Annotated in this window: 12 protein-coding genes; 6 read left to right on the plus strand and 6 right to left on the minus strand. The window is 50.7% G+C overall.

The features are described from left to right. Window positions 1–273 precede the first annotated feature (273 nt). Both ACN0YN_RS05135 and ACN0YN_RS05140 read left to right on the plus strand, forming a co-directional pair. Window positions 274–1,050, plus strand: a complete 777-nt coding sequence (locus ACN0YN_RS05135) for a glycosyltransferase family 2 protein (RefSeq protein WP_417383916.1) — start codon at window positions 274–276, stop codon at window positions 1,048–1,050. Window positions 1,051–1,424: 374 nt separating this feature from the next. Next, a complete protein-coding gene (locus tag ACN0YN_RS05140) occupies window positions 1,425–3,047 on the plus strand; it encodes a hypothetical protein (protein WP_417383917.1) in 1,623 nt (540 codons plus the stop codon). Window positions 3,048–3,077: 30 nt separating this feature from the next. On the opposite strand, the gene ACN0YN_RS05145 is transcribed toward ACN0YN_RS05140, so the two are convergent. Then, a complete protein-coding gene (locus tag ACN0YN_RS05145) occupies window positions 3,078–3,875 on the minus strand; it encodes an ABC transporter permease (RefSeq protein ID WP_417383918.1) in 798 nt (265 codons plus the stop codon). A gap of 307 nt (window positions 3,876–4,182) precedes the next feature. Here ACN0YN_RS05145 and ACN0YN_RS05150 point away from each other — a divergent pair, with 307 nt between their 5' ends. The 4 genes from ACN0YN_RS05150 to ACN0YN_RS05165 all read left to right on the plus strand — a co-directional run bounded on the left by ACN0YN_RS05150 (window position 4,183) and on the right by ACN0YN_RS05165 (window position 8,782). Next, window positions 4,183–5,085 carry a UDP-2,3-diacylglucosamine diphosphatase gene (locus ACN0YN_RS05150; RefSeq protein ID WP_417383919.1) on the plus strand — a complete coding sequence of 301 codons (903 nt, stop codon included), beginning with the start codon at window positions 4,183–4,185 and terminating at the stop codon, window positions 5,083–5,085. Window positions 5,086–5,118: 33 nt separating this feature from the next. After that, a complete protein-coding gene (locus ACN0YN_RS05155) occupies window positions 5,119–6,315 on the plus strand; it encodes a DUF3419 family protein (RefSeq protein ID WP_417383920.1) in 1,197 nt (398 codons plus the stop codon). A 51-nt stretch (window positions 6,316–6,366) separates the two neighbouring features. Further along, window positions 6,367–7,110, plus strand: coding sequence for a class I SAM-dependent methyltransferase (locus ACN0YN_RS05160; protein ID WP_417383921.1), 744 nt, complete (start codon window positions 6,367–6,369; stop codon window positions 7,108–7,110). A gap of 136 nt (window positions 7,111–7,246) precedes the next feature. Then, complete coding sequence (locus ACN0YN_RS05165; protein WP_417383922.1) at window positions 7,247–8,782, plus strand: AAA family ATPase; 1,536 nt, start codon at window positions 7,247–7,249, stop codon at window positions 8,780–8,782. A gap of 31 nt (window positions 8,783–8,813) precedes the next feature. Here ACN0YN_RS05165 and ACN0YN_RS05170 read toward each other — a convergent pair whose 3' ends face one another. The 5 genes from ACN0YN_RS05170 to ACN0YN_RS05190 all read right to left on the minus strand — a co-directional run bounded on the left by ACN0YN_RS05170 (window position 8,814) and on the right by ACN0YN_RS05190 (window position 13,610). After that, window positions 8,814–9,179, minus strand: a complete 366-nt coding sequence (locus ACN0YN_RS05170) for an STAS/SEC14 domain-containing protein (protein ID WP_417383923.1) — start codon at window positions 9,177–9,179, stop codon at window positions 8,814–8,816. A 190-nt stretch (window positions 9,180–9,369) separates the two neighbouring features. After that, window positions 9,370–10,068 (minus strand): ABC transporter ATP-binding protein, encoded by a 699-nt coding sequence (locus ACN0YN_RS05175; protein WP_417383924.1) that lies wholly within the window; start codon window positions 10,066–10,068, stop codon window positions 9,370–9,372. Further along, window positions 10,068–10,991 carry a 1-phosphofructokinase family hexose kinase gene (locus ACN0YN_RS05180; protein WP_417383925.1) on the minus strand — a complete coding sequence of 308 codons (924 nt, stop codon included), beginning with the start codon at window positions 10,989–10,991 and terminating at the stop codon, window positions 10,068–10,070. Before ACN0YN_RS05180 ends, ACN0YN_RS05175 begins: the two co-directional genes overlap by 1 nt. Before the next feature lie 52 nt (window positions 10,992–11,043). Further along, window positions 11,044–12,336: an SGNH/GDSL hydrolase family protein gene (locus tag ACN0YN_RS05185; protein ID WP_417383926.1), complete on the minus strand. Its 1,293-nt coding sequence runs from the start codon at window positions 12,334–12,336 to the stop codon at window positions 11,044–11,046. 104 nt (window positions 12,337–12,440) lie between these two features. Further along, window positions 12,441–13,610, minus strand: a complete 1,170-nt coding sequence (locus tag ACN0YN_RS05190; protein WP_417383927.1) for an iron-containing alcohol dehydrogenase — start codon at window positions 13,608–13,610, stop codon at window positions 12,441–12,443. Between the last annotated feature and the right edge of the window lie 69 nt (window positions 13,611–13,679).

Genomic DNA, 13,679 nt, shown 5'->3' on the forward strand with positions numbered 1-13,679 from the left:
GTCAAGGTTGTTAGTGACTTTACGTATATTGCCCGGTGTGTCGATCTCAATTTAATCAGGTCAATTTAAACCTGTGCAAATACGTCCTCTCTCTACCTCCATTGTAGAGGATTAAACCATTCTCACAACCAACTGGCTATGAACTTTTGACATAGTTGTCAGCCGGCTCCGGAGTTCAGGCAGGCAGCATAGTTGACCTTAGAGGGCTGTGGTCTACAATAAAACCAAGCTGTTTATTTCGAAATCAACTCCTGATTTTCAAGGATCTCCGCTATGAACCGGAAAGCGCTGATTGCTTTGCCAGTTTTCAATGAAGAACGCCATGTGGTAGAAGTACTGACTGAAGTCAAAAAGTATGCCGAAGTGATTCTGGTCGTCAATGACGGTTCATCGGATGGGACTGCTGAGATTCTGAAAACGGTTTCTGGTATCACCGTAATTACTCATCCGGAAAATCAGGGGTATGGAGCCGCATTGAAGAGCGCCTTCGATTATGCGGTTGAACACCAGAACGAGTACGATATCCTGATCACGATTGACTGTGATGGCCAGCATGAACCCGGCTTGCTGCCCGATCTGGTTCAGCAGATGCGTGATCGTTCTGAATCGGACCCCATTGATATCCTCTCCGGGAGTCGTTACCTGAAGTCTTTCAACGGTGACAGTATTCCCCCGGAAGATCGTCGCCAGATCAATGTCGCCGTAACAAATCGGATTAATGAGCAGCTCGGTTTCGAGATTACGGATGCATTTTGCGGTTTAAAAGCCTATCGCGTGGAGGCCCTGTCTCGATTCAATGTGACGGATCTGGGATATGCGATGCCACTGCAACTCTGGGTGCAGGCAGCAGCACACGCGATGAAGATTGTTGAATTCGCCGTTCCGCTGGTTTACTTGGAAGAAGAACGCAGTTTCGGCGGCTCACTGGATGATGCGATCAAACGGAAAGCCTATTATGATGAAGTGCTCGATCGTGAAATGCAGGCGGCCGGCATGACCTGCTGTGCGTCGGAGAATTGTAACGATCGTGCCGATTCTTATAGTGAGTGAATCAGAAGGCACGGTTTATAAGGTGGCCGGGGGAACGCATCAGCCACTTTCCACTTGAAATCAAATCAAAAGGACTCGACTTTCAGTTAGAGACTGGTCAAACTAAAGCATTATTGCAGACACGTCAGCTGTTCAGGCATTAACCTCAAAACAGCTGATTTCGAGATGATGCCCCAAACGGGTACCGAGCGAGCGCTTCCCTCCTGGAAATCTGGTTGTATGCCAGAAGTAACATACACTTGTTTAATTCAGCACTCCATTAAAGCATTGAAATGTCTTCAGTGACTCCATTCCCCTGTCAGAATCCTGATTCCCGATTTGACTCCGGCACTGAATCTGTGCCGGAACCAGAATGGGTGAAACAGGATCTGCGGGTGCCTAGATACGATGATGTGGTGTTTGCCCGCCCGGATCTGTCTCAGATCATCGGTGATGCAGAGGCAAATCGGGATATGTTTGAAGGCTGCTCCCGGGACCGTAGTGGAAAGATCATTTCCAGCCTGCGATCCTGGGCACGACGAGCCGTTCTGGAAGAGGCAGCCCGGTACACCGCCGAGCTGACAGGAACTCCGGTTGAGCTGCCTGCCGAACTGGATGAGCAGTTACTGTTTATTACAGGACACCAGCCGGCTCTATATCATCCGGGAGTCTGGATTAAAAATCTGTTGATCGGCAAAGCGGCGCAACAGACCGCAGGTCTCAGTTTGAATCTGATCGTCGATAACGACCTGGTCAGTTCGACGTCGATCAAAGTACCTCAAGGGACTCGGGATACCCCGTACTTTTCTGATGTGTCCTTTGATGAATCCGTAAAAAAACAACCGTGGGAAGAGACAACAATTCAAAATGAAGAATTGTTTCGTTCATTTGCCGATCGAGTCGATGCAGCACTCGCGGTCTGGCCTGAACTTTCCCCTCCCCTGCTCCGGAATATCTGGCCGGCAGCAGTAGCCCAGATGCAGAAATCAGAACGACTGGCGGATTGTCTGGCGGCAGCCCGACATGCACAGGAGCAGCAGTGGGGAATCGAAAATCTGGAACTTCCCATCAGCCGCATGTGTCAGACCGGGCCGTTTTTATGGTTTGCCTGTCACCTGTTTAAGAATGCGCACGCATTCCGATCGACGCATAACGAAGTTCTCGGCGAGTACCGCAAAGTGAATCGGGTGCGCAGTAAGACGCACCCTGTACCGGAACTGTCAGAATCCGATGGCTGGATTGAATCGCCGTTCTGGATCTGGAAAACGGGAGAGACACGGCGTCATCAACTGTTCGTCAAACGGGATCAGGAACAGATTCAGCTGTCGAATGGGACTGACATTATTGCCTCACTACCTATGGGTGAAAACTGCGATCTGTCTGCAGCGATCGAAGTGCTCAAGCAACTGCCTGGGCAGGGAATTCGCCTGCGAACCCGTGCCTTGACGACGACCTTATTTGCCCGGCTGTTTCTGGGAGATCTGTTCGTGCATGGCATCGGCGGTGCGAAATATGATGAGATGACAGATCGGATTTTTACCCGTTTCTTTCATCTGACTCCGCCGCGCTACCTGACACTGTCGGCGACCCGTTTCCTGCCTTTCAGCCAGCCGTTTGATGTCCAGCACTGCGACGAGACCTGCCTGCAGAGGATCCTGCGGGATCTGGATTTCAATTCCGATCGGCATCTGACAACAGAACAGCTTGCCGATGCAGCATCATTGGTTGAACGAAAGCAGGCATTGATACAGGCTCAAAAGACAGCAGAAAAACACGATGATTCGCTGGCTCAAGCGGAACGTCGCCGGTTGAACCGTCTGCGATTTCGCGAACTTCGCGAGATTGATGCCCAACTCTCTGTGCTGACCCTGCCACTACGCGAAAAGATCAACGGTGATCTGGAACTGGTTCATCAACAGATGCAGGCCAACGCAGTGATTCAAAGCCGTGAGATCTCATTTGTGCTTTATCCGGAACAGACGCTCCAGCAACTGTTCGAAAAGCTGGACTTCGCTTAAACGCAAAATTTTCTCTGCGTATTTACCTGTTTATTTGGCGACGCGTGTGATCCGTTCGAACAGAAACTGATGTTGGGAATTAAACAGACGCCGATATCCCAGCAGTACAGAGATTACCGTTCCCAGAGCCGTTCCCGATGCGATCAGGAACATAATGACGATCTGATATTTTACCGATTCCAGCGGACTGGCACCGGCGAGGATCTGCCCTGTCATCAAGCCGGGTAATGAGACCAGCCCCACGACCATCATCGAATTAATTATGGGGGTCATCCCCGACCGGACTGCGTTCTGCAGCGCTTCCCGGGCAGCTTCATTTCGAGTCGCTCCCAGTGAAAGACGGAGTTCCACTTCTCCTCTCCGCATCACCAGTTCTTCGCTCAAGCGGTCCAGACCCAGTGAGATTCCATTCAGGGTGTTTCCCAGAATCATTCCCAGGAGGGGAATCAGATATTGTGCCGGGTTTTCTGACCAGCTGTGCGGAGGGATGATGACCGTCAATGCAAAACCACTTACCAGCCAGGAGCTGACGAAGACAGCGATGATGCTGTTCCACCAGATTCCCGGGAAGCGTCTTTGCGAGCGTTGAACCGCAGTCAGACTGGCAATGAGCGTCATGCTGAACATCAGCAATAGAATGACGGGCCACCACGACAGTTCAAAAATCCATTCTAGGATCATGCCAATCAGCAGTAGTTGAACCACGGTGCGGATCGAAGCCAGCAGCAGCCGTTTTTCCAAGTTCAGGCTCAACCAGAAAGAGATGAATCCATTGATCATCACCAGCAGTGTTGCCAGAAAAATATTCAGTGGGGTTAAATCATACATCTGCTCTTCCTGGTCAGTTTATCGGGAGGCTGGATAGAGGGTTCAGTCAATGGTACTCCAGAATTGTAACTGAACCCGCTTCATCTTTTGATGTGGAAACCTTAACACAATCTGCATTTACCAGCAATTTGAGAGAAATGTGAATTCTCAAGACCTTAACTTTGCATTCATCATCAGCGAATAAATTGTTGGTAAGATTCGCCGCAACAATGATAGATGAGCAACGAAGAATAGAACACAGTCAGAGCTGTGACAGCCAGGAAGCGAGCCGCCCAGATCGCGGAATAATGTCATTAAGGAGGATGATATGATCGTGTCCCAGAACCAGCCCGCTGCAACAGTATCTCGAAAGATTCGATCGATTTTTGTCAGCGATGTGCATCTGGGATGTATGCATTCGAGAGCAGATGAATTTCTGGAATTTCTCAATACCCACCATCCTGAATCTCTTTATCTGGTAGGAGATCTGATTGATGGCTGGAAGTTGCGCAAAAAATGGCGCTGGCCGCAAATCTACAACGAAATCTTTGATCGGGTAGAAGAACTCAGCCGCAAAGGGACGGAAATATTTTATACACCAGGAAATCACGATAATTTTTTACGTGATTTCGGGAAGCGGTTTGGTTTCGTTACATTGTCTGATGAATTCGTGCATCTGACCGCAGATGGACGGCGTTTCCTGATCATTCACGGCGACCAGTTCGATAAGTTTGAAACGGGCGCCCAATGGTTATCGGTGCTGGCCTCTTTTGCTTATGACGTATTACTGACCGCCAACACATTGTTTAATCGGCTCACAAAACGTCAGGGACAGACAAAGTTTGCCCTCTCCTCTGCTGTGAAATCTCAGGTGAAGCACCTGATGCGGTTTATCAGTGATTATGAACGAAAGCTGGCTGACCATGCCCGGCTGAAACGGTGTGAGGGGATCATCTGTGGTCATATTCATGCTCCCAACATCCTTGATATAGACGGGATAAACTACTGCAATACAGGTGACTGGGTGGAACACTGCAGTGCCTTGATTGAGTACAGTGACGGTGAGCTGGAGATCGTTTTTTTCGATCAGGAAATCAGTCCTGCTCAGAAACCGGTTCCCCAGGCTCGACCGGAAAGAAGCATTCCCAAAACGTTTGTTGAAGCTGAGATGCCCGGGCTGCTCAGTCGATTCTGGAAAAAATGTCATCCCCTCAAACTGATCCGTCGCTGATCAGTTTTTTTATAGTCTCATTGGAGCAGATTTATGATATCTGAACGAATCAGCCGCAAAAGTTTTCAAATCGTGCATCAGGGCAATCTGGTTTATAATACCTGCTGGGAAGATCCCCGTCTCGATCGCCGAGCTCTCGAACTGGGGCCGGATGATGAAGTTCTGGTGATCACCTCTGCCGGCTGTAACGCCTTGGATTATCTGTTGGACGAACCTCGTCAGGTACATGCAGTGGACGTGAATCCCAAACAGAATGCACTGCTGGAATTGAAGCTGGCTGCGATTCGAAATCTGGATTATGAAGCATTCTTTGATCTGTTTGGCCGAGGCTACTCAAATGATTGGCAGAAGCTGTACTCACAGAATCTGCGTGCAGACTTATCACTGACCGCGCAGAGGTACTGGGACCGACATGGGAAGTTTTTTTCCGGCGAGGGGAAACGATCCAGCTTCTATTTCCGCGGTTCTTCCGGACTGTTTGCCTGGTTTGTGAACTGTTATATCGACCGTGTTGCCAAAATTCGGGATGATATCAATTCGCTGCTGGCAGCGCGCGATGTGACAGAACAGAGCTCTATTTATCAGTCCCGGAATCTGAATGAACTGCTCTGGACCCGGATGATCAAATGGTGGATGCGACGCGACCTGACGTTGTCCATGCTGGGAGTACCTCGCCCGCAACGGACGCAGATCGATCAATGTTATACAGGTGGGATCGTTCAGTTTGTCATCGATCGCATCGAAACGGTATTTACCAGTCGTTCGCTGCAGGATAACTATTTCTGGCGCGTGTATCTGACGGGAAGCTACGACCATGATTGCTGTCCTGAATATTTGAAGCCACATAATTTTGAACGGCTCAAGGCGGGGCTGATTGATCGTCTCACCGTAAATACAAATACGGTGGAAGGTTTTCTGCAGCAGCATCCCGGGACCATCTCCCGCTTTATTCTGTTAGATCACATGGACTGGATGGCCGGCGCGCAGCCTCAATTGTTGCAAAGCGAGTGGCAGGCCATCCTTGATAAAGCGGCACCGCAGTGCAGGATCCTCTGGCGGAGTGCGGGGATGCAGGTCGAATTTGTCGACCCGATCCAGGTTCAGCACCAGGGGCAACAACGGGAAGTCGGGGAGTTTCTGCAGTACCAGAATCAGCTTGCCACAGAACTGCATGAACAGGATCGGGTGAATACTTATGGCAGTTTCTATATTGCGGATTTGCTGGTCTGACATGCTCAAGCTGCAATTAACCAGGACGGTCAAACTGGGAAGGATCGATTCATGAATTACCTGAGCGCGCGGCTGAATGATGTCAAAACAGTGTGGCAATTATTAGCCTCCCGTATTGAAGGCCAGACACATGCCGAGAGGCTGAATTCGTTTTATCAGGGGCAGGCAGCCGGTTACGATCAATTTCGCAAACGTCTGCTGCATGGTCGCTGTGAGCTGTTTGAAAGTCTGCCGGTTACTTCGGGCGATATCTGGGTCGATCTGGGAACAGGGACCGGCGAAAATGCCGAATTATGGGGGCAGCGGCTTCAGCAGTTTCAACGTGCCTATCTCGTCGATCTCTGTCAGCCTCTGCTGGATGTCTGTTCTCAACGGATATCTGATCGGGGCTGGTCGAATGTGACAGCGGTCTGTGATGATGCGACCAGCTATATTCCTCCGGAAACTCAGGTGGATCTCGTTACCTTCTCCTATTCACTAACCATGATTCCCGACTGGTTTCAGGCAGTGAATCATGCCTGGGGTCTGTTGCGCCCCGGTGGCATACTGGGGATCGTCGATTTCTACGTCGCCCGAAAATTTCCTCAGGATAACCTGCAGACGCATGGCTGGTTTCAACGAAATTTCTGGCCCGTCTGGTTCGCAGGTGACAATGTGTTTTTGAATTCCGACCACCTGCCCTATCTGCTGGATCGCTTTGAATTAATTTCTCTCAAGGAATCACAGGGAAGTCTTCCCTTTTTACCCCTGCTCAAAGTCCCCTTTTATTCGCTGATTGCGAAAAAGCCTCTTTAAGTGCTTCCGGCTCTTTCCCGAAATTCAATTCTGCCATTCGCTCTGCTGAAAGACTTCTGGTCCCCTGCACCAATCTGTTATGATTGACCTGTGAGGAAATGGTGCAGAAAGCAATGGGGTATAAGAGAGAAGCAGGATGTTGATCGAAGCACTTCAGAATAAATCGTTATATGATCATCCGGTAGAATCGTTTCAACTGCTGGAGACACACATTTCCTGGGTGCTGCTGACCGGACCCTATGCATATAAGCTGAAGAAACCGGTCGACCTGGGCTTCGTTGATTTTTCCACATTGGAACTGCGTGAAAAGTACTGCCACGAAGAACTTCGTCTGAACCGTCGACTGGCACCTGAGTTGTACCGGAAGGTGATTCCGATTACGGGCTCCGAAGAGAGTCCCCAGTTGAATGGGACCGGAGAGATACTCGATTATGCGGTCCAGATGGTTCAGTTTTCACAAGACCGCCTGTTGAGTGTGGCGATCAGGGAAAACCGCTTAACGTCAGATCATATCAACCAGCTGGCGGAAGAGGTTGCCGAATTTCATGCGAACGTTGCCACTGCAGGTGCAGAACTGGAATGGGGCACGCCCGAAAGAGTGCTCGCCCCGGTGGAAGAAAATTTTCGGCACGTGAATGAGTTGTTTTCAACAGATGAGACAGTTCTGGGGAAACTGGACTTGATCCGAGCTGAAAATGAACGCTGTTTTCAGCAATCAGCATCATTGTTCCAGCAGCGCAAGGCACAGGGGTATATACGTGAATGTCACGGCGATATGCACCTGGGAAACATGATTCTGAGTGAGCGGGGAGTGACCCTTTTTGACTGCCTGGAATTTAATGCAGGACTGCGCTGGGTTGATGTGATGAGTGAAGTCGCCTTTGTTGTCATGGATCTGGAAGATCGCGGCCGGGCTGATTTTGCGATGCAGTTTTTGAATCGGTATCTGGAACTCACGGGGGATTATTCTGGAGTGCCCCTGCTGCGATTTTATCTGTCGTACCGGGCGATGGTTCGGGCGAAAGTTGCAGCGATCCGATTAAACCAGGCGGAACTGTCCGATTCCGAGGTTGCGGCAGTACACGAGGAATTTCAGTCGTATCTGGACCTGGCGAAAAAGTACGTCATCGATACCGAACCCCGTCTGCTGCTGACCCATGGAGTTTCGGGCAGTGGCAAGTCGTATGGCAGTGAGCTGCTGCTGGAAGGAATGTCGGCAATTCGCATTCGTTCTGATGTCGAACGCAAACGACTGCAGAGTGAACGACAGATCTCGGATACCGACCTGTATTCCGCAGAGACAACGCGGCTGGTTTATGAAAGGCTGGTCGATCTGTCACAAACGATTCTGGAGTCAGGCTGGACGGTGATTGTGGACGCCACAACACTCAAAGTCTGGCAACGGACTCTGTTTCACGACCTGTCAGAAAGACTGCAAATGCCGTTTCAGCTGGTGGTCTTTTCAGCGAAACGAGAACAGCTGGAATCCCGAATCAGGCAGCGGGAACTGAAAGGGAACGATCCTTCAGACGCCACAACGGAAGTTCTCCAGTTGCAGCTGGATGAACTGGAAGCGTTGAATGAGAGCGAACTCAAGCAGTCAGTCGCCCTTCCCGTCGATCAGGAATGGACGACTGAATTGCTGGTTCAACTGGTTAACTGCTCAGGGTGAAAATAAATAGTTTCCCCTGAGAAGCCTTGTGTCAGTCCCCTTCTGTGATCCATGTTCTGGCAGCATCCAGGTCTGAGAGTTCAAAGTATTTGATTTTGGCACTGGTAAATGGTTTACAGAATGTCGCCATACCCTCTTCCCATTTGCTGTCTCCGACCATCGCCAGACGTTCGATGTCCTTGAAGTGTTTGACATCAAATTTCACATCTTCCCACATCGCCCCCATTGTCCAGCCGTGAAAATCATCCATGATCACCAGGATGTGGAGTGGTCCATGCTCTTGAATCAGTGTTTCGACACTGGGCGTAAAATTATGATAATCCTCTTTCACCAGTTTACCTGACATCTTCAGTTCCAGGTAGTTCTGGTCAGCGTGGTGTATAAGATCAATCGGCATTGTTAGTCTCCTGAATCATAGTGAGAGAAATTGAGCAGAGGTCTGCAGTATCAGGTCTTTGGGAAACGATTCCGCCAAAGTACCTGAAAGACCCTTGTCTGGAATTAAGCATAATTGATTGTATTCTCGTTTCCAATCTGAAATCAAAATTATTAAGCAGATCTTCACCCGGGTAAAAAGAAACTTTTGATTACGGCTTGAAATTATCGGAAAGCTGGCCGGTCGGAAATGTCATGATCTTGTCTGCCAGCCGTTGGGCCTGACTGCGATCATGAGTAATCCAGACAAAAGCCGGAGCTGGTTCCGAAGTTTCAATCCACTGTAGAATGATAGATTCGAACTGTTGTGTGGTTTCCGGATCGAGCCCGGATGTCGGTTCATCCAGCAGCAGGACCTCGGGTGTCAGAATCAATGCGCGCAGTAATGCGACAATCTGCCCTTCTCCGCCGGACAGCGAGGACGACTTTTTTTTGAGGAACGACTCGGGTCTGCCGAAGGTTTTCAGAAAGTCCTGAATCGATGACGGATTATGGTCTTTCTGCTGATTGACCTGAAACTGAAAGGCAAACTGCAGATTCGATTCCACAGTCCCTTCAATTAAAACCGGTCGTTGCTGAAGATAAACGACTCGACTGCGATATTCGGGCAACTGTTTATCTTTAACGGGCTGATTGTGAAACAGGATACTGCCTTCCTGGATTTCATCCAGCATTGCCAGTGACCGCAGAAAGACGGATTTACCCGATCCGGTCGGACCAGAGATCGCCACACGGTCCCCTGGGAAAATTCGCAGTGACAGATTTCGATTCAACCAGTGACCGTCTGAAGCCTGACGTCCGATCTGACATGCTTCCAGTAAACAATTCTCAGGAGCCGATGCTTCTGCCATCAGACAAGCTGCTCCATTTCGATCTGCTCATAAAAGGTTTGTACGCTGGTTTTTGAGAGTCGGGCGGGCAAGAGTTGTGTCAGATTATCAGCTGCCGACGCCATTCCCCAGCGAATGGCATCGGGTACACTGCGGCCTTCGTGAATTCCGCAGGCGATTCCCGCTGCCAGGCTGTCGCCGCACCCAATCGGGTTGACGACATTCGCTTTCGCCGGTGTGAAGCGATAAACCTGTTGTTCCGAGCTCGCCCATAAGGCGTCTTTCCCTTGAGAGATCACAACCCAGGTTGCTCCCCTCTGGTTAATTTCCTGCATACCTTTGATCATCTGCTCGGTGCTGGAGAGGGAGCGGGCCAGAGTCTGTTCCAGTTCTTCCAGGTTGGGCTTTACCAGAAAAGGACTCTGAGTAAGGGCGGCTTCCAGTTCCGGTCCCCGCGCATCGAGAATGACCGGACAGTCTGTTTCCGACAGGAGATCTTGGTATAGAGTCGCGGGAGCACCCGCCGGTAATGATCCGGTCAGCACGACAACGTCCGCAGCAGAGACATGCTTGCGGTATTCATCAACAAACATGTCAACTTCTGCTGCTGAAACAGAGGTTGCATTTTCCACCAGTTCCGTCGTCTGCCCCGTCGATCGATCCAGTACTGTCGTGCAGATACGGGTCGGATTCTGCTGATTCAGGATACGACAGGGAACCTTAAGTTGTGTCAGATCCGCTTCGATCAGATCGCGAGTGTACCCTCCCGCCGAAAAGATCGTTTCACAGGGAATACCCAGATGGCAGATGGCGATCCCCGTATTGACCACCTTCCCGGAAGCCGACCAGTGCGCCGACTGACAACGGTTGACTTCGCCGACCTGCAGGGAATCTACTTCCAGAATCTGCTGCCAGGCCGGGCTCAAGCCGGCTGCGATGATCATGGTCAGTTACTTTCTACGGAGATAAAGAGACAAACGTTATCAAAAATGTCTGTCAGGGGACCAGTTCGCCTCGCAACATAATCTTACCGACCCGGATTCTGGTTCCCTGATATTTGGGGGATTTCAACTCCTCTGCGGGATTTTTCAGACGAAAAGCTACGGGATTGCGGTCAGGTTGTTCGGCATCGATTTCGACTGTCACCGTATGGACCTGATGGGGGTCCAGTCCTTCTGCCAGTTTCAATGTAGAAATACGATGGTAGGTGCAGTAACTGTCAAATCGTGGAGTCAGTTTCTCGCGCGGTTTGCCGTCCACGGTAATCTGAACCTGACCGCCATCAGGGCCCAGTAAGTCATAGAGGGCAGCCTGCGAACCACGGAATCGAAATGTGAGTTTACTTCCCGGTGCATCTGCTTCCCAGATCTGTCCCATCCGTCCTCCGAAGCGTTTCTGCAGAACATTGTCGGCCGGCAGTTCCTTCCAGTTTCCACTGAGCATGGAAGTCTCCAGAGGGACCATTTTCGCATCAGTCCAGTGCCCCATTACAAATGGTTGTTTCAGTTTGGAGCTGTGATCGACAGGCTGGGACGTGGTTTCCATCTGTTTGAACGCATCAGCGATCACTTCGGTGTAGATCTCATGCCCCTCGTCCAGGGGATGCACTCCATCTTTGGAAAACAGGACAATCCCTTCCGCAACGGGAGTCTCGGAGGTAAATTTGAGTTTGCCCTGCTGTTCGAGTTCTGCTGTTTTTAAAGCGACGTTGATTGAGGGGATTCCGTAATGGTCGGCCAGCAGTTCCATGGCGGAAGCGGCGCGTGGGTTTTCTCCTTTGCGCAGATCGTTTTCATAATTGACTCGAAATGTATAGACAAAACAGATATCCGTTTTCGGGTTTGCTTTCCAGATTTGGCGGACGATGCCATCCATGGATTCCCAGATGGATTCAGGCTCGCGACCGCCATCATTGACCGCGAATTCCACAAACACCAGATCCGGATGATGCTGCAGGACGTCATGTTCCAGGCGAAAGGCACCCAGATCACTACCAGTGCCACCGATGGCAGCATGGATTTCGTGAATTTTCGCCTTGGGAAATGCTGACTGCAGCCATTTGGTCGTTTTCACTCGCCAGCCATTCGCAGCCGTGATTGATCCGCCCAGATAGGCGACGCTGACGTCGTCCCCGGATTTCAGTTTCTTAATGGTGTTGCCGATTCCCTGTCGTGGTTTGACCAGTTCTGCTTTGACCGCGTGATATTCAGGCGGGTCTGCCTGAACTGGGGCCATTGAGAACATTGCCAGCAGGGTAAGTACGGTCAGTTTGATGGTAGTGGTATACATGAAAGATTTCTCCGTGAGTGCGAACAGGAAGAGTCTATTCTAACGAATATCGGGCCAGAATGAAATGAGCCGACGCGTTCAAAGTGAAGTGTCTACTTCTGGTTTTACAGTAGTGACTCCAGGATTTGTGTCAGTTCCTCATCCGGGATTTCGCGTGGGTTTCCGCTCATACTGTTTCCCCGCGAACTGGCTACGAGATCGGGAATCTGCGCTCGTGAGACACCGACATCAGAAAGCCGGCGTGGAATCTGGATCCGGTCATTGAGTTGCTGGATTTCGGTAATCAGAGCTTCTGCAGCCTGTTCTACAGAGAGAGTCTGCTCAGGATGAAGGGACCGGTAGATTTCAGCATATTCCTGCTGTCGAACTGATAAATTCGCTTTCAGTGTCGCGGGTAACATCATTGCACACGCCAGGCCATGCGATATTTTGCAATGGATGCCCAGGGCAGGCGCGACTCCATGAGCCATTCCCAGACCGGAGTTGGCCAAAGCGATTCCCGAGAGTAACGCAGCATGAGCCATGGCTTCGCGACCACTGCGGGAGTTACCGTTCTCGACGGCTTCGGGCAATGCCGGGATCGCCAGTTTGAGCCCCTGCAGACAGAGTGCCTGCGGGATAGGCTGTGCACGACAGGAGATGTTGCTTTCCAGTAACTGGGTAATCGCATCCATTCCCGTACGGGCAGTGATTTCCGGGGGCACCGAACAGGCCAGCTGCGGGTCGCAGAGTACGATATCAGGAATCATCTGCTCGGCACGCAGGCTTTTCTTGAAAGGAGGAGCATAGCTGGAGATGACGGCATTTTTCGTCGCCTCACTCCCGGTTCCCGCGGTCGTGGGGATCGCCAGGAGTGGCATAGGTGATGCAGCTAATTTCAAGCCCTTGCCAACCCCCTCCAGGTAGTCCAGAACCGTATCGCTTTCCTGATTGGTGATCATGGCAGAGGTTGCCTTCGCCAGATCGATGCCTGAACCTCCGCCGATTCCGATCAGAAAATCCCCTGCACCGGCTCCATGGTGCCTGAGAAGATTGGTCGTCTGATCGACATCCGCCACTTCGGGTTCATTGGAAATCGTGCGAATGAATTCACTCTTGATATAGGCACGGGAAAGCAGTTGACGTAATTCTTCGATGGTTCCCGCAGATTCCAGTGAACGGGAACCGCTGATGATAAAAGCCCGTGTTCCCAGCGAAGCCGCCAGATTTCCAACTTCCTGAAAGCGACCCCATCCAAAGCAGATCTGTTGCGGTGCGAAAAAATTGTAATTCATAACTGTCACTTAATAAAAAAAGGATGCACCCCAGCGGATGCATCCCCTTATGTTGAGAGCGGAGTTCGT

Origin of the sequence: Gimesia sp. (assembly GCF_048260065.1) — a bacterium.
Lineage (GTDB): Bacteria > Planctomycetota > Planctomycetia > Planctomycetales > Planctomycetaceae > Gimesia.